A 21,447-nucleotide genomic window follows, 5' to 3' on the forward strand; every position below is an offset into this window, starting at 1 on the left:
ACTTTCAAAAGAAAGAATTCGTCTTGGTACTGAAATTACTCAGCTGCAACGATAGCGATTTTCGCAGTAGCAAAAACTTCAGAGTGAAGTTGGATGCTTACTTCGAATTCGCCGATGTTACGTAGAGCGCCTTCAGGTAGGCGTACTTCGCTCTTAGCTACTGCAACACCTGCCGCTGTAATAGCGTCAGCGATGTCACGAGTACCGATAGAACCGAATAGTTTACCTTCGTCACCAGCTTTAGAAGCGATTGTAACGCCTTCTAGAGTGTTAACGCTCTCTGCACGAGCTTCAGCAGCAACTAGTTGCTCAGCAACTTTAGCTTCTAGTTCAGCACGACGAGTTTCGAACATAGCAACGTTGTCTTTAGTTGCCATAACTGCTTTACCCTGTGGGATAAGGAAGTTACGAGCGTAACCAGATTTAACGTTTACTTGGTCGCCAAGGCCACCTAGGTTACCGATCTTATCAAGTAGAATAACTTGCATTATCTTAGTCCTCTTAAACTATTATTAACTATTACCGATTACTGATGCTTGTCAGTGTACGGTAGTAGAGCTAGGTAACGAGAACGCTTGATAGCGCGAGCTAGTTGACGCTGGTACTTAGCGCTTGTACCAGTGATACGGCTAGGTACGATTTTACCAGCTTCAGTGATGTAGTTTTTAAGAGTTGCTACGTCTTTGTAGTCAATCTCTTGTACGCCTTCTGCAGTGAAACGGCAGAATTTACGACGACGGAAGAAACGAGCCATGGGCTATCTCCTGATCTTAAATTTAGTAAAGCGGTCTTTCACAATTATCGAAATAACTATCAATGACCTAAAACAAGTTGAGAATTTTTTAAGGCGTTAAGCCAAAAAAGAATTACTCAGCAGCTGCTTCTGGTTTAGCTTCTGTACGCTCTTCGCGACGAGGAGCACGCTCTGCACGCTCTTCTTTTTGCTTAAGCATAATAGATTGCTCAGTCACAGCGCCTTTAGTGCGCATGATCATGTTACGTAGAACTGCATCGTTGAAACGGAAAGCAGTTTCTAGCTCGTCAATCACTTCTTGACCAGCTTCAACGTTCATAAGAACGTAGTGAGCTTTGTGAAGCTTGTTGATTGGGTAAGCCATTTGACGACGACCCCAGTCTTCTAGACGGTGGATAGTACCGCCAGCTTCAGTGATAGAACCAGTGTAACGCTCGATCATGCCAGCAACTTGCTCGCTTTGATCAGGGTGAACCATGAATACGATTTCGTAATGACGCATTTGGTTGCTCCTTACGGATTATTAGCTTCCACGAGTGGCCCGGTCGTCCAGAGGAAGCAAGGAACTAAAGATAAATGACCGAGTTTTAAGGACGGCAAATGTTATAGAAAGAACCCGGTATTGGCAAGCGCTATTTGGTGAATAATGAAACAGTTTTTCTGTCGCCATCTAGCCATCCGACAAACCGATGGATTTTGCTATAACAGCCTAAAAAGAAACGCCCACCAGCAAGTGGTGAGCGCTAATAAATTCATAGACTTAAAGCAGCGTTAACGCATTACTGAGCTAAACGCTGTCTTACCGCTTCGAACAGGCAAATACCCGACGCCACAGAAACATTTAAGCTCGATACGCTACCTGCCATTGGAATCTTAATCAGATCATCGCAAGTTTCACGAGTTAAACGACGCATACCGTCACCTTCTGCACCCATAACTACCGCAAGAGGACCCGTTAGCTTCGCTTGATAGATATCATGCGTTGCTTCACCTGCCGTACCCACAAACCATACGCCCTGCTCTTGCAGTGCACGCATTGTGCGAGCTAGGTTGGTTACGCGCACGAGAGGAACCGTTTCAGCTGCGCCACATGCAACCTTGCTTACCGTTGCTGTTAACGGCGAAGAGCGATCTTTAGGTACGATAACAGCAGCGACACCTGCGGCATCCGCGTTACGTAGACAAGCGCCTAGGTTATGAGGGTCTGTTACGCCGTCTAGAACTAACAGCAAAGGCTGTTCGTGCTGCGCTAGGATATCGTCTAGGTGAGTTTCATTAAGCTGCTTAGCAGGCTTCACCTTAGCAATAAGACCTTGGTGATTCGCACCTTGTGCTTTTTCATCCAACGGCTTACGACCCATCTGTTGAATCGACACACCAAACTGTTGCAGTTGGTTCAGTAATGGAAGAAGACGCTCGTCTTGGCGACCTTTCAATACATACGCTTCGATAAAACGTGCAGGATCTTTTTCTAGTACGGCTTTCACCGCGTGAATACCGTAAATAAATTCGTTACTCATTGTCTCAAGTTACTCTTATTGCTCAGAGAAGAATGACATCAATGCCGATGCATCCCTCTCTGTGTTGTTCATTTCGAGAGTAGCGTCTTACGCCTGATACTCTCGCATTAAAGTCATTTCACACTAAATCAGTAGGCGCTAAACCTGATTAGCAGAGCGCCTTATTAGCCTTAAGATTTATCAGTCTTAAGAGTTATCAGCCTTTGGCTTACGGCTTGCAGCACGCTTTTTCTTAGCGCGAGCTTTAGCAGCACCGGTTTTATTCGCTGGCTTTTTCTTCTTAGCAGGGCCTTCGCTGCTTCCGTCAGGTCGCTTAGTTGGCTCAACCATAGGCTTCGCTGATACACCTGGCTTATTACTCTTCACTGCTGAGCGCTTCTTGCTTTTCGCCTTTTTCATCGCTTCTGCTGCACGCTTCTTGGCTGTTTTGCCTTTGCCACGCGGCTGACGATCAGTGTCTTCTAAGTCAAAGTCGATTTGGCGAGTTTCTAAATTAACCGCAGAAACCTTCACTTTAACCGAATCACCCAAGCGGTAGATATTACCTGAGCTTTCACCCACTAGACGCTGACCAACAGCATCAAATTGGTAGTAATCATTCGCTAGCGCTGAGATGTGTACCAAGCCATCAATGTGCAGTTCAGTTAGACGAACAAAGAAGCCAAAACCAGTCACGTTGGCAATCACACCATCCATCACCTCACCGACATGGTCTTGCATGTATTCACACTTCAACCAGTCGTTTACTTCACGCGTTGCGTCATCAGCACGACGTTCAGTCATTGAACACTGCTCACCGTAGAAGTCCATATCATCGAAAGTGTAGTGGTAACCACCAGTTGGCGTCCAACGTTCGCTGTTACGACCTTCTTCTTTCGCAATAAGGTACTTAATCGCACGGTGCAATAGCAAATCTGGGTAACGACGAATTGGCGAGGTAAAGTGAGCATAGCGTTTAAGAGCTAAACCAAAGTGACCCGCGTTATCCGCGTTGTATACCGCTTGCTTCATTGAGCGTAGCAGCATAGTTTGGATTAATTCACGGTCTTCACGTTCATTAATCTGTTGCATCAGTTGTGCATAGTCTACTGGTGATGGCGACAGACCACCTTCCAGTGTTAAACCTAATTCACTTAAAAAGCTCTTGAAGCCCATTAAGCGCTCTTCGCCCGGAGTTTCGTGAACACGGTACAGAGCAGGCTCTTTCGCTTTCTCTACGTAAGATGCCGATGCGATGTTCGCCAGAATCATACACTCTTCGATGATCTTGTGTGCATCGTTACGAATTACTGGCTCAATACGGTCGATCTTACGATCCGCATTGAAGATAAACTTAGTTTCTACCGTTTCAAATTCAATCGCACCACGTTCGTCACGCGTTTTCTTAAGCACCTTATACATCTTATGAAGCTCTTCAAGATGTGGTACTTCAGGTTCGTAACGCTCACGTAATTCTTCATTGCCATCTAAGATCGCGCCTACTTTGTTATAAGTAAGACGAGCATGAGAATTCATTACCGCTTCGTAGTGCTTGTAGCCTGACAGTTTACCTTTGTCTGAGATAGTCATCTCACACACCATACATAAACGGTCTACCTGAGGGTTCAATGAACACAAACCATTTGAAAGCACTTCTGGCAGCATTGGCACGACTTGTGACGGGAAGTATACCGAGTTACCACGGTTAATCGCTTCTTTGTCTAGCGCTGTATCTGGGCGAACGTAGTAACTTACGTCAGCAATCGCTACCCATAGACGCCAGCCGCCGCCTTTCTTCGCTTCACAGTAAACCGCATCATCGAAGTCACGCGCATCTTCACCATCAATGGTAACCAATGGCAGTTTACGCAGGTCTACACGTCCTTCTTTTGCTTCTTCAGGAACATGCTCACCTAGGTTTTCGATTTGCTTATCTACCGCTTCAGGCCACTCTTGTGGGATCTGGTGAGTACGGATCGCAATCTGCGTTTCCATACCCGGCGCCATGTTTTCACCAAGAACTTCGGTTACTTTCCCCATCATGTTACGAGAACGACCACCGCGATCCGTAATTTCAATCACAACCACATTACCCATTCGAGCACCGCCTTTATGCTCAGTAGGGATCTGGATGTCGTGACTAATACGCGAATCATCAGCAACAACGTAAGAATGGCCGTACTCTAGGAAGAAGCGACCAACAAGTGGCGTTTTACGCTCTTCAAGCACACGAACCAAGCGACCTTCACGACGGCCACGCTTACTGTTGTCAGTAGGCTGAACCAATACGTAATCACCGTGCATGATGGTTTTCATCTGATGATGCGGCAGCACGATATCATTGTCTTTACCTACACTGCCGTCTGGGCGAACCCAACCATGACCGTCTTTATGACCAATCACATAGCCTTTGATCAGTTCCATCTTCTCAGGCAATGCGTAGCACTGACGACGAGTAAAGATAAGCTGTCCATCACGCTCCATTGCACGTAAACGACGACGCAGCCCTTCATATTGTTCCTCTCCAGCAAGACCCAAAGCTTCGAATAGATCGTTGCGGTTCATCGGAATATTCGCGTCTGTTAGAAACGAAATAATGAACTCTCGGCTTGGTACTGGGTTATCGTAATTTTTCGACTCTCGGTCGGCAAAAGGATCAACAGTGGTTGTCGCTGTCGTATTTTCTGACGTTGGTGTGTTTTTTGACATAGGCGGGCCTGCTTAAGCAAGGAAGGTATATACCCCTAGTATATCTGATGCTAGGGGTAAGCTACAGATATGCTTTAGAAAACACTCAAATAACCTCAGATTGATACATATCTTCACTTTGTGAAACATCGCTTCATAGACGTGGATTATCATCAAAATTTCAAGCAAACGATAAAACAAACGTTTGCGCCATGAATGAAATACACTATTATCCACGCACTTTACCAACTCCTGTTCTGGGTATGATATGAAACTAAAACGCACTTTATTGGCTTCAGCTATGGCGAGCCTAGCGCTGTTCCCATTCGCAAGTTCGGCAATGGAAAAGGCTGACCTGATGATTACCGATGCGATGGTTCTAACCATGAACCAAGACAAAACGGTTTATGAAAGCGGTACTGTTGTCGTCAAAGACAACAAAATCATTGCGGTTGGTGATGCTTCGCTAGAGAAGCAGTACCAAGCTAAGCAAGTGTTAGACGTTGATGGCGATATCGTTATGCCAGGTCTCATCAATACCCATACTCATGTATCAATGACAGTTTTTCGTTCGTTGGCCGATGATGTGCCAGATCGCCTACACCGCTACATCTTCCCGCTAGAGAAGAAGCTAGTATCGCGAGACATGGTACGCATTGGTGCCAACCTAGGTAACGTTGAAATGGTGAAAGGCGGTGTGACCACTTACGCCGACATGTACTACTTCGAAGATGAAGTCGCAAAAACCGTCGATAAGATCGGTATGCGTGCCATCCTAGGTGAAACGGTGATTAAGTTCCCAGTCGCCGATGCGGCCAACGCCGAAGAAGGCATTAAGTACGCGTTGAACTTCATTGAAGAATACAAAGATCACCCACGCATCACACCAGCGTTTGCCCCGCATGCGCCTTACACCAACACCACAGAGATCCTTCAGAAAATATCTAAACTATCCCTAGAATTAGATGTTCCAGTAATGATTCACCTTGCAGAATCACACCGTGAAGAAGAGAAAATCGCAGAGCGTTCTGATGGATTGTCCCCGGTTCAATACATGGACAGCATTGGCGCACTCAACAAGAACTTGGTGGGTGCACACATGATCCTCGTTGACGAACATGATATCGAACTGGTGAAGAAATCGGATATGGGTGTGGCTCATAACATGAGTGCTAACATCAAGTCAGCAAAAGGTGTATCACCTGCCCTTAAGATGTATGACGAGAACGTGCGTATCGGTTTAGGTACTGATGGCCCAATGTCTGGTAACACACTGAGCACCATTGATGAGTTCAACCAAGTCGCTAAGGTTCACAAGCTAGTTAACAAAGATCGTGCTGCGATGCCGCCGATCAAAGTGATCGACATGGCGACCATGGGCGCAGCAAAAGCGCTGCACATGGAAGATAAGATCGGCTCTCTTGAAGCAGGTAAACTCGCCGACATCATAGTGATCGATACTAAGGCGCCAAACATGGTTCCAGTCTACAACCCATACTCAGCACTGGTGTACTCAGCTAACTCAGGCAATGTTCGTCACTCCATCGTTGATGGCAAGATCATCATGCAAGATCGCGACATGCTAACGGTAGACGAAGATAAGATTCGTCAAGAAGCACTCGATTTCACCAAGGCTGTTCGTGAAACGGTGATTGAGTCTGGTGAGGTGGTTCAATAACGCTACCGAATTAGATAAACGGTTTTCCGTTCAGATCAAAAAAGGCCTCGCTGATGAATCTCAGCGAGGCCTTTTTAATACGAGTTTTTTAGATGATTAACGAGTGCAGTCATTAATCATCATTGCTCATTCAATAATCTGTCTTACCAGAACACGTCTCGACGTTTTGCTCGAGCAATAATATTGTCTGGCATTCTCTGTTCCAGACCGCTACGAAGCACAGTGATACGTCTGTGTTGTCTTTGATCTGCGGTTACCGAGTTATACAACCAACGGTAAGCATCTTCATAATCCAATGGGCTACCGTAGTCACGTAACAAGAGTTCCGCTAAGTGAATGCTCGCACTTAAGTTGCCCATAGAGGCCGCTTCACGTAGATACGGAATCGCACGCTCTTGATCTTGTTGTACCAAAGTACCACGAGAGTAATAACGACCTAACTGCTCTAATGCAGCGGGTAAACCTTGATGTGCCGCGTTTTCCATATAGTAAAGGCCAAGCTCTACATCTTGTGGAACACACACACCCCAAGCCAACATATCACCGTATAAAAACTCATAAGAAGGCAAGCTAATACGCGTTGCACGAGCAACGATATCTTCAACTAACTGGCACTTATCAGCTTTCACTCGCTCTAGATGTTGATTATTTTCGATTAAATTAATCAGCTCAGCTTCTGTATATATTGGAACGGGCTCTCCCACATCAGCCAAATTAGCATGACTCAAGGGTGAGCTCAGCGCCATTATTAATGAAGCTGCCACAATTCGTAGCTTCATACCTGCACTCTATTATCTTTCGCTAAAGTTATCTATTGAGGGGTGCAGAGGATTTCTACACGCACAAAACAGGGTGAACTTCACTTTCCATGATATCTGTATCGGCAATAACCCCGACGGCTTTAGACAAAACTTGCCGCTAATGGGCAATATTTTGCCTGATGACGCTTAAAAGATCACCATCAAAGAGTGAACGGCTAAATTGCAGGTATTAAAAAGCCGACTTAATAAAGTCGGCTTTTAGAAAACTATTTTATTATCAAAGCACTGTTCGTGCCTGGTAATCACTCAGCAGGCATTATGCGCCGTATGGGTGAACCTTGATGATAGTTTCGTTACGATCTGGGCCAGTTGATACGATATCAATTGGAACGCCAGTTAGGTCTTCGATACGCTTGATGTAATCTAGAGCAGCTTGTGGAAGCGCGTCGATAGATTTAGCACCAAATGTGTTTTCAGACCAACCAGGCATTGTTTCGTAGATTGGCGTCGCTTCTTCGAATGACTCAGCAGCCATTGGAGAAACTTCTAGGATAGAACCATCTTTCATCTTGTAACCAGTACAGATTTTTAGTTCTTCTAGGCCATCTAGAACGTCTAGTTTAGTTAGACACATACCAGATAGAGAGTTGATTTGGATTGCACGACGCATAGCAACAGCATCGAACCAACCAGTACGACGTAGACGACCAGTTGTTGCGCCAAACTCGTGACCAACATCGCCTAGGTGTTTACCAACTGGGTCTTGCTTCTCAAGGCCATCGTATAGCTCAGTAGGGAATGGACCTGAACCAACACGAGTACAGTAAGCCTTAGTAATACCAAGGATGTAACCGATGTGACGAGGACCGAAACCAGAACCTGCAGCAACACCACCAGCAGTCGTGTTAGAAGACGTTACGTATGGGTAAGTACCGTGGTCGATATCTAGTAGCGTACCTTGAGCACCTTCGAACATGATCTTGTCGCCGCGCTTACGTGCTGCGTCTAGTTCGTCAGTTACGTCGATAACCATCGCAGTTAACATGTCTGCGTAGCTCATCGCTTGCTCAAGAACTTCTTCGTAGCTTACTGTTTCAGCTTTGTAGAAGTGCTCTAGTTGGAAGTTGTGGAATTCCATCACTTCTTTTAGCTTCTCAGCAAATGCTTCTTTATCGAAAAGGTCGCCAACGCGTAGACCGCGACGAGCAACTTTATCTTCGTAAGCAGGACCGATACCACGACCCGTTGTACCGATAGCTTTAGCGCCACGAGCGATTTCACGCGCGTTGTCGATTGCAATGTGGTACGGAAGAATTAGAGGACAAGCTTCAGAGATGAAAAGACGTTCACGTACTGGAATACCGCGATCTTCAAGAGGCTTCATTTCTTTTAGAAGTGCGTCAGGCGATAATACTACACCGTTACCAATAACACATTTAACGTTATTACGTAGGATGCCTGATGGAATTAAGTGAAGAACGGTTTTTTCACCGTCAATTACAAGTGTGTGACCTGCATTGTGACCGCCTTGGTAGCGAACCACGTATTTTGCATCTTCAGTTAAAAGGTCAACGATTTTACCTTTACCTTCATCACCCCATTGGGTGCCTAGAACGACTACGTTATTTCCCATCTTTCCAATTTCTGTTGCTAATTAAAAATGGATTCTAGCACTGAATCACACTTCTTGCAGTCACTTTTTGTTCATAAACGTTAACGCTGTACAAAAATAAACCCGCCATAACTGGGGGCAGATGTGTAAAGATACTGATATCATTGCTTTTTTACAGACAAAAGGCAGAACCATGTCTCAATCAATTTGGCTCGCTATTGGGCTCGTACTTATTGTGGAAGGGCTCGGCCCCTTGATTGCACCCAATGGCTGGAGAAACATGGTCGCGCAACTGAGCGAGCAACCAGACACGCAACTGCGCCGCATTGGAGGCTGTCTTGTGGTGGCTGGAGCGGTTATCGCTTTCATGACCTACCGTTAGTTTCTATAAGTACTAATCTGTTTATAAGTACCACTCTGTTAAGCGCCTTCCCTCGCGCCCCAATAGTGAATCCACAAACATGTCTCCTCCTGAAAGAAGTCATAGAAAACAAAAAGGCTCCCACAATGGGAGCCTTTTAAGTTTTAACGTATTTTGCTTATTAAGCTAAGCATTCGCTAACGCATCAGCTTATTTTGCTGGAGCGCCGCTTGCTTGATTCATGTATTGGAAGAAGTCAGTCTTCGGATCCAGTACTAGAATGTCGCTCTTATCGCTAAATGATGTCTCATAAGCTTGCAATGAACGCATGAAGCCGTAGAACTCAGGATCTTTGCTGAACGCATCAGAGTAGATCTTCGCTGCTTCTGCATCCGCATCACCACGAGTGATTCGAGCTGTACGGTCAGCTTCAGCAAGAACTGTTGCCACTTCTAGCTCAGCTTGAGCACGGATAACTTCCGCTTTCTCACGACCTTGAGAACGGTGTCTACGAGCAACCGATTCACGTTCTGCACGCATACGGCGGTAGATAGATTCACTGATTTCGTCAGGAAGGTTAATCTTCTTCATACGAAAATCAACAACTTCAACACCTAAATCAGCCATCGCACTTTCTGCCGTTCCAGACAAAACGTTTTCCATGATCTTATCGCGTTCGCCATCAACTTCTAGTGCTTCTGCAGCCGCTACCGTTGTGACGACTTCGCTATCAGCAGAGTCTGGCAGGATGTCCTTGTTACGAGGGCCTGACACGATCTGCTTAATTTCACGAGAACCAATTTCAGAACGAAGAACATCTGTCACTTTACGCTCAAGAAGTGCTTCTGCCGTCATGATATTACCGCCACCGGTACTCAGATAGAAACGTCCAAAATCAGCAATACGCCATTTTGCGTAAGTATCAATTAGAACGTCTTTTTTCTCTGATGTTACGAAACGGTCAGAACGGCCATCCATCGTTTGAATACGAGCATCAAGTACTTTTACGCGATCAAACATCGGTAGTTTAAAGTGCAGACCTGGTTCATAGATTCGTGATACGCCGTTGTCATCGAGAACTCGACCAAAACGAATTACCATGCCACGCTCACCTTCTTGAATCACAAACACTGACATCAATAGAAGGGCAATCGTCACAACTAATACAGGGATCATTAATTTACGCATTATTAGTATCTCCCTTGGCGTGAACTGTCTGAACGAGTTTGAGTGCTAGGCTTTGGATCCGCTTGAGTTTCTAACTCAATTTGATCGTAAGTTGATGATGCTTTTGCAGGGCGAGAGCCCGACTGAGAACCACCTTGTGCGCCTAGCTTATCAATTGGTAGGTATAGCAAGTTACCGCTTGATTCAGAATCAATCAGGACTTTCGATGTGCTTGAGTACACTTTTTCCATTGTATCTAGGTACATACGGTTACGTGTTACTTCAGGAGCAGCTTGGTATTCAGGTAGCAGTTTCTCGAATTGAGCAACTTGACCTAGAGCACCATTAACTGTGCGCTCTGAGTAACCCACCGCTTCTTTCTTCAAACGCTCAGCACGACCTGTTGCTTTTGGAAGAATGTCATTTCGGTAAGCTTCAGCTTCACGTTCAAAACGCTCTTCATCCTCACGAGCCGCGATAGCATCATCAAATGCATCTTTCACTTGCTCAGGTGGACGTGCTGACTGGAAGTTCACATCAACAATCAGAATACCCATATCGTAGCTATCAATAATACGGTTCAACGTTTCTTGAGTGCTTTGACGAATCTGCTGACGACCACTTGTCAGGATACTATCCATTAGTGAGTCACCAATTACCGCACGAAGCGCAGAATCGGTTGCTTGGCGTAAACTGTCGTCTGCATTCGTTACACGATACAAGTACTTGTATGGGTCAGAAACACGGTATTGAACACCCATTTCAACGGTCACAACGTTTTCATCTTTCGTTAGCATCGTGCCAGCAGCACGTAGAGAACGAATCGCTTGAACGTTTACTAGTTGCTCATCACTGATTTCATCGATGAAGCGTGGGTGCCAGTTAAGACCAGGTTCTTCGATACGGTCGAACTGACCCAGTCGAAGTACTACTGCTCTTTCTGCTTCGCCAACAGTGTAGAAACCAGCGAAGAACCAGATAGCAATAGCAATAACGGCAATGACACCAAAGCCAATTGCACCGCCACCACCAATAGATGGTCCGTTGCTGTTGCCACCTTTTTTACCAAACTTGCCACCTAACTTTTGACTTAGTTTACTAAACACTTCGTCTAGATCTGGCGGTCCTTGATCTCGGCCGCCGCGATTATTTTTATTACCCCAAGGGTCATTATCGCGGCCGTTATTATCGCCGTTGTTGTTATTTCCAGGCTCATTCCACGCCATTAGAAAGCTCCATCATTTGATATGACGTTATACTGTAGCAGTCTCTTTGGTAACGATAAAGTCACCTAAGAGCGCCCCTTCTCTTTTTTCAAGTTTAGACCAATCTATTTGTTGCATTCGGATATCTATCAACAAGTTACCATTTTCATCATACTCTTCCTGTTGAATACATTTCATCTCGAAGAATAAGCTGCGAATACGGCCCTGATGTTGATGTGGAATACACAACCGGAATTGAACCATCTGGCTAGCTAAACGCTCAGTTAAAGCTTCAAACAGCAGTTCAATACCTTCTCCTTCCATTGCAGAAACCCAAACAGCGCGAGGTGCGCCCTCTTCGTCTCTTTCAATTCGAGGTTTTTGGTCTTCCATGCAGTCAATTTTGTTCATGACTACAAGGGTTGGCACTTCATGAGCATCGATTTCTTCTAATACTTCATGAACAGCCTGAATGTTCTCACGAAAACGGTCATCACTGGCATCAACAACATGTAACAAAATGTCAGCTTCCTGCGTCTCTTGTAATGTTGCCTTGAACGCAGCGACCAAGTCGTGTGGTAGATGACGGATAAAACCTACGGTATCTGCGAGAATTGCAGGCCCGACATCTGCCAAATCAATCTTACGTAGTGTTGGGTCTAGGGTTGCAAACAGTTGGTCTGCCGCATAAACACCAGCACTTGTGATGCGATTGAAAAGTGTTGATTTCCCTGCGTTGGTATAACCAACCAAAGAAATTGTTGGGATTTCAGCTCGATTACGAGCACGTCGTCCTTGTTCACGCTGTTTAGCAACTTTCGCTAAACGACGTAGTATTGCCTTTATACGGTCACGCAACAAACGTCGATCGGTTTCCAGTTGAGTTTCACCTGGACCACGAAGACCAATACCACCTTTCTGCCTTTCAAGGTGAGTCCAACCACGAATCAATCGGGTAGAGATATGACGAAGCTGAGCGAGCTCAACTTGTAGCTTACCTTCATGAGTTCGCGCACGTTGTGCAAAAATATCTAAGATCAAACCCGTGCGATCAATCACACGACATTTACACAATTGCTCGAGGTTGCGCTCTTGGGCAGGGGAGAGGGAGTGGTTAAAAATCACAATTTCAGCACCGGTTAGCTGAACAGCTTGTGCGATTTCTAGGGCTTTACCTTCTCCAACGTAGTATTTAGGGAGTGGGGATTGTCGGCTACCAGTAATCACTTGTAGCGTTTCTACCCCCGCTGAGGAGACCAGCATTTCACATTCGCTTAGATCTTCCCATTCTCCCTCTTGCGTGAAGTTGATATGAACAAGTACGGCTCGCTCGCCGGATTCATAACGGTCAAACAAGCAACCAACTCCTTATTACAGCGCAAGCTGTACAAATTGAACGATTAATCTTCAGTCTTCTCTGGACGATCAGATGGCGTGCGTTGCTCGCCGCTGTGGTGACTAACTGCGCGAGCAGGTACCACAGTAGAAATCGCATGCTTGTAAACCATTTGGTTTACTGTGTTCTTCAATAAGATCACGAATTGATCGAAAGACTCGATCTGACCTTGCAGCTTAATGCCGTTAACAAGATAGATAGAGACTGGAATGCGCTCACGACGGAGTGCATTTAGGAATGGGTCTTGTAGCGATTGCCCCTTAGCCATTTTATTTTCCTTATTTGTATTTTGTTGTAATTATTTAGCTAGTGGTGCACAAAAAGGTGCGGCCTTTGCATCTGAGCTAAATGAATAAAAAAACTCCGTTGTTATTGAAAGGCTGTGATTTTTTAAAAGCCTCAATAACGGATCCTTTCCAGAGTATATTCACGCAAAAGCGATCACATTATACACAGCAATACTAATCAGATGCTATTGCATCTGAAAGAGTTTCTAACGCTTGATCAATGTTTTCGCTATCTAACCAAGTTAAATCATCCCAACTGCGCAACCAGGTGATTTGTCGCTTGGCCAACTGACGGGTTGCACAGACACCACGGAAAACCGCTTCGTCTAAATCACAATTACCGTCTAAATAATCCCACATCTGCCTATAACCAACGCATCGGATCGATGGCAGTTCAGGGTGAAGATCTTCTCTGGCGTACAACGCCTTCATTTCATCTTCAAACCCAGCTTCTATCATCTTCTCGAAACGCAGCTCAATGCGGCGATGGAGTTCAGTCCTTTCCTTGGGAGCTATTGCAAATTGTTTTACACGAAATGGCAGGCTATCGCCTTTCGTTTGAGTTAGCTCTGTTAATGTTTTACCCGAAATTCGGTAAACTTCCAATGCCCTTGAAAGCCTTTGTGGATCATTTGGGTGTATTCTTTCAGCGGATACGGGATCTATCTCTCTTAATTGATCGTGCAATGCCTGCCAACCTTGTTCGATAGATTCCGCTTCAATCTGCTTACGAATCTCTTGATCCGCGGCTGGTAATGGCGATAAACCTTCCAACAATGCTTTGTAGTACAGCATTGTGCCACCAACAAGTAACGGGATTTTGCCTTCCGCTACAATCTTATTCATTTCATTGATCGCATCACGACGAAAATCTGCCGCAGAATACGCTTCGCTTGGATCCAAAATATCAATCAAGCGATGAGGCGCGAGCTCAAGCTCTTCCGCATCCGGTTTAGCGGTACCAATATCCATGTCTTTGTAGATCAATGCCGAATCGACGCTGATGATCTCTACAGGGTATTTCTGACGTAAGCGGATAGCTAAATCTGTTTTTCCTGACGCCGTTGGGCCCATTAAAAACAACGCTAAAGGTAATTTTTCAGTCATGATATTTTGTATTTGCTTCTCTGTTTTAGCGCTTTTTAGCAAAGGGCTTTGTGTCGCGACGTATTCAGCTAAAAAGACAAAGGTCGTCGCGAAAAAATTAAACCGTAAACGCGGCTATAGTCGCTGAAAAGTCGATAGGATTAACAAACTCTGGATCATCTAATGGAAGTAGACCATGCCAAAGTTGTTCTAGTTCCCCAACTAGTTGAACCGCTTCAGATAAAGTGTAGTCGCTTTTTACTTGTGCGGTTTGAATCCCGATCCAGTTAACCAAAGCTGACAACATGTCATTAGGTTGCTTCACTGCACCCTGGGCATTTATTGAAGCCGCGTAAGATAACAGATCTGGGATCAAAATTTGTAAGTTTTGCTGCCTTAAAGGAGAAGGCACGCCCATCACCATTACCGCCTCGCTGTTTCGCGCCTTAAGCTCAATCCCCAGTAATGCCAGAGTTTGACTCAGCGCCTTAGCAACTTCGACAAGTTCACTACCCAGCTTAATCGATAAAGGCACCAATAGTGGTTGGCTTTTTAACGCACCACCTCGAGTATCAAGCTGACCAACAACACGCAATAACTCAGCCTTAGCCAAGGAAACCAGCACACTGCCGTTCTTATTGCCCATTACCAGATACTGACGTTCCACAATCGAGACCGCTTTGCCCAAGTCCGTTACAGGTGCTCTTGGCTTTAAATGAACAGGATTCTGTTGAGCAGGCTTAGCTTCTTTATTTTCTTTATTTTCTAAGTTGTCTCTGGTTTCTACTGGTGCCACATGCTCTTGAGAAAGTGAAGGCTGTACAACTTGCTCATCAAAATCTGGCGTTTTCAGAAGCTCTTTATAGGCTTTCACTTCTCGCTTAGATGGCGCGGGTTCACCATGATGTTGGTGTGGCTCTTTCTCTTTTTTAGGTTCAGGTCGAGACTCTATCCACTCTTGGCGAGAGGAACCGGTAAAACTGCTGTCACTAGTAGCCGAGCTTCGGCCAGCAGATGAACTTGAGCTGGTTGATGGAGCATAGTGTCGCCCACCATCATTAACGCTGTGTTGAGGCTTATCAAAAGCGTGCTCTGATTCTGCTTTTCTCGGGTAGGAAGGCGTTTGCTCAATAGCGTGTCGCACCCTATCCGAAACTTGGGTTTGATCCGAACGGCTAAGCATTACGCTTTCTGGCTCAGCGAAACTTGCAACACCATCAACTGCAGAGCTCGTACTATCTTGCTGATGATGAATCACTTCTGACTGATGAAAAGCCGACTGATTGATTGGTGCAGCATCGATCTGCTTGCTCTGTGCTAAACCATCACTCAATGCTTGGTAAATAAAGTCATGCACAAGGCGCGCTTGATGAAAACGCACTTCATGTTTTGCAGGGTGGACATTCACGTCCACCTGATGTGGGTCGAGTTCAATGAACAACACATACGTCGCGAATTGGTCTGGACGCAGGCTGGTTTCGTAGCTTTGACGAATCGCATGATTGATCAGCTTGTCACGCATCATACGACCATTCACATAGCAGTATTGTAGGTCGCTTTGTTGTCTTGCTCCTTCTGGCGTGGTGATCCAGCCATGAAGTTTTAAGCCTTGGTGCTCAAGTTCGATCTTAAGCATATGGCGAACAAAAGGATTGCCACATACCGCAGCGATGCGCTTTTCTGCTTGAACTTCTGTCTTGGCAGCGCGGTACTGACGAATCATCTTGCCGTTATGACGAAGGTTGATCGTCACATCAAAACGACTCAATGCGATGCGTTTAAGCAACTCATCAATATGGGTGAATTCAGTTTTCTCGGTGCGTAAGAATTTGCGGCGTGCTGGCGTATTGAAGAACAGATCCAACACCTCAACCGAAGTACCAATTGGGTGTGCTGCTGGCTGCAGTTTTACCTGCATATCACGACCTTCACTGTGTGCTGCCCAAGCTTGATCTTGAGTGGCAGGGCGTGAAGTCATGGTCAAGCGCGCAACCGAGCTAATACTCGCCAGCGCTTCACCACGGAAACCGAGGCTGACGATCGCCTCTAGGTCATCAAGAGTGTGGATTTTGGAGGTAGCATGACGACTCAGTGCCAAGGCAAGCTCATCTTTTACGATGCCTTTACCATTGTCACGAACGCGGATCATCTTGGCGCCACCTTTCTCGATATCAATATCGATACGAGTGGCACCCGAATCCAAACTGTTCTCAACCAACTCTTTTACAACAGAAGCGGGTCTTTCTACCACCTCACCCGCTGCGATTTGGTTAGCTAACCGAGCTGGCAGTATTTTGATCGTCATATTTATAGCTACCTTACTGCCATTGATGGAAACGCTGCTACGTTTGCACTAGTTCTTATTTTTTATCATTGATATACCTGAAGCTGTTTAGCATTCCCAAGACTACTTGTGAGGAATAATCAACACTTGGCCGATAGCTAGACTGTCAGATCTTAGCTTATTCGCTTGGCGAATGCTGTTGACGCTCACGCCATATTTCGAAGCTATCTTGCCAAGGTAATCACCTCTTGCAACTTTGTGTTTGCGCAGAGGAACATCTTTAACTTCAACCGTAATACGTAACTTTTGGCCTACTCTCACCGTCTCTGATTTCAAACGGTTCTCACGTTTAATATCAGCCACCGACACTTTATAGCGGCTGGCGATCTTACCTAGGTACTCTCCAGACTTAACCGTGTGAGTGATGGTCTTCGTTTTAACCGCACTGCTTGATGATGAAGTTGAAGCACTGCCTGGAATCTTAAGTACTTGGCCAATTGCTAGGCTGCTCGATTTCAGATTGTTGAACTTCATCAACGTCTGTGTCGACGTACCATACTTGCTCGCAATCACAGACAAAGACTCACCACGAGAGACTTTATGTTGGCTCACGCTGCCCGTTGATGACGTTGCGTTAGACAAGATAATCCCTTCAGGCGGGTTAGCCTTCAAATACTTAACCACCGCTTTAGTCACTGCTCGTGCCAATTTATCTTGGTGCGAACGTTGGAAAAGAAGCTTCTCTTCCGTCGGATTCGAAATAAAACCTGTCTCTACCAGTACTGATGGGATCTGTGGTGAACGTAATACTGCTAAGCTGGTGTTAATCGGCTTGCTATTGTGCAGTTTCGCAACCTTACCCATTTCAGACAGAATTGCCGTTGCCAGTTTGTAGCCCTCTTTTTGAGAGTGGCTAAACTGCAAATCAAGCAGGGTTTGGTTTACGTTCTTATCATCAATATTGCTTGTGAACGCTGCACCGCTACCACCAAGCAATTCAGACTGTTTCTCTTTATTCTCAATCCAACGAGAGATCTCTGTATTTGCGCGTCGAGTGTTCAATACAAACACTGAACCACCTCTTGGTTGAGGCGTCGTAAAGGCGTCGGCGTGAATAGAGATCAACAGGTGAGCTTCATTCTCTCGAGCAATCGCAACACGTCGATTCAGGTTCACAAAGTAATCAGCATTACGAGTCATACGAGTTTTGATCCCCGGGACCGCATTCAGTTGAGCTGCTAACTTCTTAGAAATACTCAGAGTCGCGTCTTTTTCGTATTTACGCGTAGGACCAATCGAACCTGGGTCTTCACCACCGTGGCCAGGATCAATCACAATTAGAATATCTTTCTGGCGCTTAACCTGATTAATGTTCTTACTTACCGTTGGCTTACTCGGTGTCGATGTCGCTTTACTTGCCTCACCATGAGGTAAGTCGATCACCAAACGGTGTCCATACTGACCACCTGGGGTCGGGCTCAGTTTGAATAATTCTGCTTTAGACGACTGCTTTAACTCAAAAACCAAGCGATAGGTGTTTTTGTCTGGCGGTGAGCTCTTACGAATCTTAGATAGAACAGGGCTGTCTTTCACCTCGACCGGTAACTTAGTCGCAAGACTGGTATTTTTTAAATCAACCACTAAGCGACTCGGGCTACTCAGGGTGAAATAGCTAAAGTCCGCTTCTGATTTTAAGTCGATAACCACACGAGTTCCTTCTGGAGAAGGCCAAACCCTTAAACTTTTCAGTGAGTTTGCAGAAACAAGTGAAGAAAACAGTATAGAAAAAACAGCAGCCATCATGGCCACTGTTGAAATAAGGCGTTTAGAAATCAACATAACTCCAACTGACTAAGTAAGCGCTGTCCGTATTCACTATTAGCGGTTAAAGAAACAATACGGTGATCGTCTTGGTAACGAATATCAATATCCAAATCGGCTTCTGGTAGCATCCCATAACCTTTCTCAGGCCATTCAACCAAACAGATAGCATCCGGAGTAAAGTAGTCACGAATTCCCATAAACTCTAACTCTTCAGGATCGGCTAGGCGATAAAGGTCAAAGTGGTACACCTGCCAATCTGCAAGTTGATAAGGTTCAACTAGAGTATACGTTGGGCTCTTTACATTTCCTTGATGGCCAAGCGCTTTTACAAAGCCACGACTAAAGGTCGTTTTGCCTGCGCCAAGATCACCATGCAGATAAATAGTCGTCTGCTGTGAGCAAAGATTAGAAAGCTCCGTTCCTAATTGAATCGTTGCTTGTTCATCTTTCAAAGTAAATTGTTTCGTGCTCATGAATACGTTCTCTAAAAATCGATCGTTGACTATATAAAAATCAAAAGAACAAGAATAGTAAACCGTGATGCTTTTGGGAGACAAGCACTCAAGTGTAAGTTCTATGAAAAATACTGCTCAAAACGCGTCTGTTCTGGTCAACACCACTAAGATCCGTTAAGATCCGCCCCCATTTTTGCCGAACCTAATTTTAATTAGCCTTATCTCTAATTGTAAAACAGAGAAAATAAGAAATAAGCCATGAATCTAGACCATCTTGCTGAAAAAATTAAAATCTGGGGAAAAGAGCTGGGCTTTCAAAAAGTTGGCATCTGCGATGTTGATTTAAGTGAACACGAAGCCCCTCTTCAAGCATGGCTAGATGCTGGCAACCACGGCGAAATGGATTGGATGGCTCGACATGGGATGATGCGTGCACGTCCTGATGAACTTCACCCAGGCACAATTCGAGTGATCAGCGCTCGAATGAACTACCTACCACCAGAAGCTCAGTTCGCCTCTAACCTAAGCGATACCACTCAAGCCTACATCAGCCGCTATTCTTTAGGCCGCGACTATCACAAATTGTTCCGTAACCAGTTGAAAAAGCTAGGACAAAGAATTGAAAAAGAGGTCGAGGGTTTAGACTCACGCCCTTTCGTCGATTCAGCGCCCATTTTGGAAAGACCACTCGCTCAAAAAGCAGGGTTGGGCTGGACAGGTAAACACTCATTAATTCTTGATAAAGACGCTGGCTCTTGGTTCTTTCTAGGGGAGCTGTTAGTTAACATCCCTCTTCCCACGGATGAACCCAATGTTGATGAGTGCGGCAAATGCACCGCATGTATCACTTCTTGCCCAACGGGTGCCATTATTGCTGATGGCGTGGTTGATGCGCGCAAATGTATTTCGTACTTAACCATTGAATATGATGGTGTGATCCCTGAAGAGTATAGAGATGCCATTGGTAACCGTATCTACGGTTGCGATGATTGTCAGTTAGTTTGCCCGTGGAATCGTCATGCCGAACTCACAGAGCAAACAGACTTTCACCGCAGAGAAGATTTCCAAGAAGCCGATCTGGTTTCACTTTCAAGTTGGGACGAAGCAACCTTCCTAAAGAAAATGGAAGGCTCAGCAATCAGACGTATCGGCCACACCCAGTGGTTACGCAATATCTTTGTTGCGATGGGCAATGCACCATTTCAACAACGCATTATTGAAACCCTGGAGTCTCATCAAGGCAAAAACGAAATGCTTGATGTGCATATTGAGTGGGCTTTGAATAAACAACTACAGCAGTTACCCAACGCTAGCAGTGTGCAAGAAGATAGCTCTACGCAGAAAAATAGCTGTGTGCAAAAAAGTAACAGCAAAATCTCCACCAAAAAGCACAGACTGATACGTATAGTAGAGAAAGGACTACCAAGAGACGCCTAGCCCTTTTGGTATCAACGATTGACAGCGACACCCACATCGATAGTCCAATATTTAAGACAACTCGTTGCACATAATTTTAGAACAATGTTTGACCTTGTTCTCAATTCTAACAATGTGGAAAAAATTCAGAACTCTCGTAAACTTCCGACACCCGAGCAAAGTTAAACACAGTACCGATAAATGATTAAGATCAAAAAACAACAAGTTAACGATCTTTTATTAAACCCAAGATAGGCATCTAACTTGATAAAAAACAACAAGTTACGATCGCTGCAATTCATATAATATATTGAAAACAAGAAAGATCTTTTAGGGATAGGTAAAGAATTAAGCCTGAAACAACTTTATCAACCAAGTTATCCACACCTAACATTTTGTGGATAAGTCTGTTTATAGATGTGAAAAACCTCAAGTGTCTGCTTCAGAGACCTGATATTTACTAGCATTTCAGTTGCTAAGAAAAATTTAAGACAAAAAAATATCCACCATGATGGAGGATCATTTGCTTTTTTGGGGGATTATGCTTCGCAGCATTAAAGAAAGAGCGTGACCTTTGTGGTCGCCTTTAAACTCTGTGATCTAAAGAAAAACACGGTGGTTTAAAGAGTCTTAATAGCTTTTTTAGAAGAAAGTGGAGCGATACATCGGGTTCGAACCGATGACCTCAACCTTGGCAAGGTTGCGCTCTACCAACTGAGCTAGTATCGCATTAGTTAACCGCTATCGCGCTTAACTGTAATGTGGTTGCGGGAGCCGGATTTGAACCGACGACCTTCGGGTTATGAGCCCGACGAGCTACCAAACTGCTCCATCCCGCGTCCGGATGCATTATTTAAGTTAATGACTCTGTTCTCTAAAAAGAGAGAATTTGGAGCGATACATCGGGTTCGAACCGATGACCTCAACCTTGGCAAGGTTGCGCTCTACCAACTGAGCTAGTATCGCATTAGTTA

18 protein-coding genes and 3 tRNA genes are annotated in these 21,447 nt (G+C 45.1%); 3 read left to right on the top strand and 18 right to left on the bottom strand.

Features of this window, described 5'->3' with window-relative positions; translation table 11 throughout:
* Positions 1–35: 35 nt before the first annotated feature.
* The 5 genes from rplI to rnr form a co-directional block, all read right to left on the bottom strand.
* Positions 36–488: a 50S ribosomal protein L9 gene (gene rplI / locus AB4375_RS16330; protein WP_372052023.1), complete on the bottom strand. Its 453-nt coding sequence runs from the start codon at positions 486–488 to the stop codon at positions 36–38.
* 38 nt (positions 489–526) lie between these two features.
* Entirely contained in the window at positions 527–754 is a 228-nt protein-coding gene (rpsR, locus tag AB4375_RS16335; RefSeq protein WP_000090472.1) for a 30S ribosomal protein S18, read from the bottom strand.
* A 112-nt stretch (positions 755–866) separates the two neighbouring features.
* Complete coding sequence (gene rpsF, locus AB4375_RS16340; protein ID WP_004741278.1) at positions 867–1,256, bottom strand: 30S ribosomal protein S6; 390 nt, start codon at positions 1,254–1,256, stop codon at positions 867–869.
* A 277-nt stretch (positions 1,257–1,533) separates the two neighbouring features.
* On the bottom strand, positions 1,534–2,274 hold the full coding sequence (gene rlmB, locus AB4375_RS16345) for a 23S rRNA (guanosine(2251)-2'-O)-methyltransferase RlmB (protein WP_017063180.1): 741 nt from the start codon (positions 2,272–2,274) through the stop codon (positions 1,534–1,536).
* 186 nt (positions 2,275–2,460) lie between these two features.
* Positions 2,461–4,962 (bottom strand): ribonuclease R, encoded by a 2,502-nt coding sequence (rnr, locus tag AB4375_RS16350; protein WP_017063179.1) that lies wholly within the window; start codon positions 4,960–4,962, stop codon positions 2,461–2,463.
* Between the two features lie 247 nt (positions 4,963–5,209).
* Here rnr and AB4375_RS16355 point away from each other — a divergent pair, with 247 nt between their 5' ends.
* Positions 5,210–6,619 carry an amidohydrolase gene (locus tag AB4375_RS16355; RefSeq protein ID WP_136979333.1) on the top strand — a complete coding sequence of 470 codons (1,410 nt, stop codon included), beginning with the start codon at positions 5,210–5,212 and terminating at the stop codon, positions 6,617–6,619.
* 143 nt (positions 6,620–6,762) lie between these two features.
* On the opposite strand, the gene motX is transcribed toward AB4375_RS16355, so the two are convergent.
* Both motX and AB4375_RS16365 read right to left on the bottom strand, forming a co-directional pair.
* Positions 6,763–7,398 (bottom strand): flagellar protein MotX, encoded by a 636-nt coding sequence (motX, locus tag AB4375_RS16360; RefSeq protein ID WP_017063177.1) that lies wholly within the window; start codon positions 7,396–7,398, stop codon positions 6,763–6,765.
* Between the two features lie 298 nt (positions 7,399–7,696).
* Positions 7,697–9,013 (bottom strand): adenylosuccinate synthase, encoded by a 1,317-nt coding sequence (locus AB4375_RS16365; RefSeq protein WP_010434108.1) that lies wholly within the window; start codon positions 9,011–9,013, stop codon positions 7,697–7,699.
* 172 nt (positions 9,014–9,185) lie between these two features.
* Here AB4375_RS16365 and AB4375_RS16370 point away from each other — a divergent pair, with 172 nt between their 5' ends.
* Entirely contained in the window at positions 9,186–9,374 is a 189-nt protein-coding gene (locus AB4375_RS16370) for a DUF2065 domain-containing protein (protein ID WP_010434105.1), read from the top strand.
* A 189-nt stretch (positions 9,375–9,563) separates the two neighbouring features.
* Here the strand turns inward: AB4375_RS16370 and hflC are convergent, their stop codons facing one another.
* From hflC to tsaE, 8 genes are all read right to left on the bottom strand, one after another.
* Positions 9,564–10,541, bottom strand: a complete 978-nt coding sequence (gene hflC / locus AB4375_RS16375; protein WP_017059930.1) for a protease modulator HflC — start codon at positions 10,539–10,541, stop codon at positions 9,564–9,566.
* Between the two features lie 2 nt (positions 10,542–10,543).
* Positions 10,544–11,746, bottom strand: coding sequence for an FtsH protease activity modulator HflK (gene hflK / locus AB4375_RS16380; RefSeq protein WP_372052024.1), 1,203 nt, complete (start codon positions 11,744–11,746; stop codon positions 10,544–10,546).
* Between the two features lie 27 nt (positions 11,747–11,773).
* On the bottom strand, positions 11,774–13,081 hold the full coding sequence (gene hflX / locus AB4375_RS16385; RefSeq protein WP_017059928.1) for a ribosome rescue GTPase HflX: 1,308 nt from the start codon (positions 13,079–13,081) through the stop codon (positions 11,774–11,776).
* Positions 13,082–13,125: 44 nt separating this feature from the next.
* A complete protein-coding gene (gene hfq, locus AB4375_RS16390) occupies positions 13,126–13,389 on the bottom strand; it encodes an RNA chaperone Hfq (RefSeq protein WP_017059927.1) in 264 nt (87 codons plus the stop codon).
* A 193-nt stretch (positions 13,390–13,582) separates the two neighbouring features.
* The gene (gene miaA, locus AB4375_RS16395) at positions 13,583–14,515 is read right to left on the bottom strand and encodes a tRNA (adenosine(37)-N6)-dimethylallyltransferase MiaA (RefSeq protein WP_017059926.1); all 933 of its coding nucleotides are present in this window, start codon (positions 14,513–14,515) and stop codon (positions 13,583–13,585) included.
* Positions 14,516–14,612: 97 nt separating this feature from the next.
* Complete coding sequence (gene mutL / locus AB4375_RS16400) at positions 14,613–16,799, bottom strand: DNA mismatch repair endonuclease MutL (protein ID WP_372052026.1); 2,187 nt, start codon at positions 16,797–16,799, stop codon at positions 14,613–14,615.
* Between the two features lie 102 nt (positions 16,800–16,901).
* Positions 16,902–18,617: an N-acetylmuramoyl-L-alanine amidase gene (locus AB4375_RS16405; RefSeq protein WP_372052027.1), complete on the bottom strand. Its 1,716-nt coding sequence runs from the start codon at positions 18,615–18,617 to the stop codon at positions 16,902–16,904.
* Positions 18,611–19,075 carry a tRNA (adenosine(37)-N6)-threonylcarbamoyltransferase complex ATPase subunit type 1 TsaE gene (tsaE, locus tag AB4375_RS16410; RefSeq protein ID WP_004735870.1) on the bottom strand — a complete coding sequence of 155 codons (465 nt, stop codon included), beginning with the start codon at positions 19,073–19,075 and terminating at the stop codon, positions 18,611–18,613. The genes AB4375_RS16405 and tsaE overlap by 7 nt, the downstream gene beginning before the upstream one ends.
* A 240-nt stretch (positions 19,076–19,315) precedes the next feature.
* Between tsaE and queG the strand changes: the two genes are divergently transcribed.
* Positions 19,316–20,494 carry a tRNA epoxyqueuosine(34) reductase QueG gene (gene queG, locus AB4375_RS16415; protein WP_372052028.1) on the top strand — a complete coding sequence of 393 codons (1,179 nt, stop codon included), beginning with the start codon at positions 19,316–19,318 and terminating at the stop codon, positions 20,492–20,494.
* 632 nt (positions 20,495–21,126) lie between these two features.
* Here the strand turns inward: queG and AB4375_RS16420 are convergent.
* The 3 genes from AB4375_RS16420 to AB4375_RS16430 form a co-directional block, all read right to left on the bottom strand.
* Positions 21,127–21,202: transfer RNA gene (locus tag AB4375_RS16420), tRNA-Gly, on the bottom strand.
* Between the two features lie 33 nt (positions 21,203–21,235).
* A tRNA-Met gene (locus tag AB4375_RS16425) sits at positions 21,236–21,312 on the bottom strand.
* 51 nt (positions 21,313–21,363) lie between these two features.
* Positions 21,364–21,439: transfer RNA gene (locus AB4375_RS16430), tRNA-Gly, on the bottom strand.
* Between the last annotated feature and the right edge of the window lie 8 nt (positions 21,440–21,447).

The organism is Vibrio sp. 10N.261.51.C6, from assembly GCF_041471785.1.
GTDB lineage: Bacteria > Pseudomonadota > Gammaproteobacteria > Enterobacterales > Vibrionaceae > Vibrio > Vibrio crassostreae_C.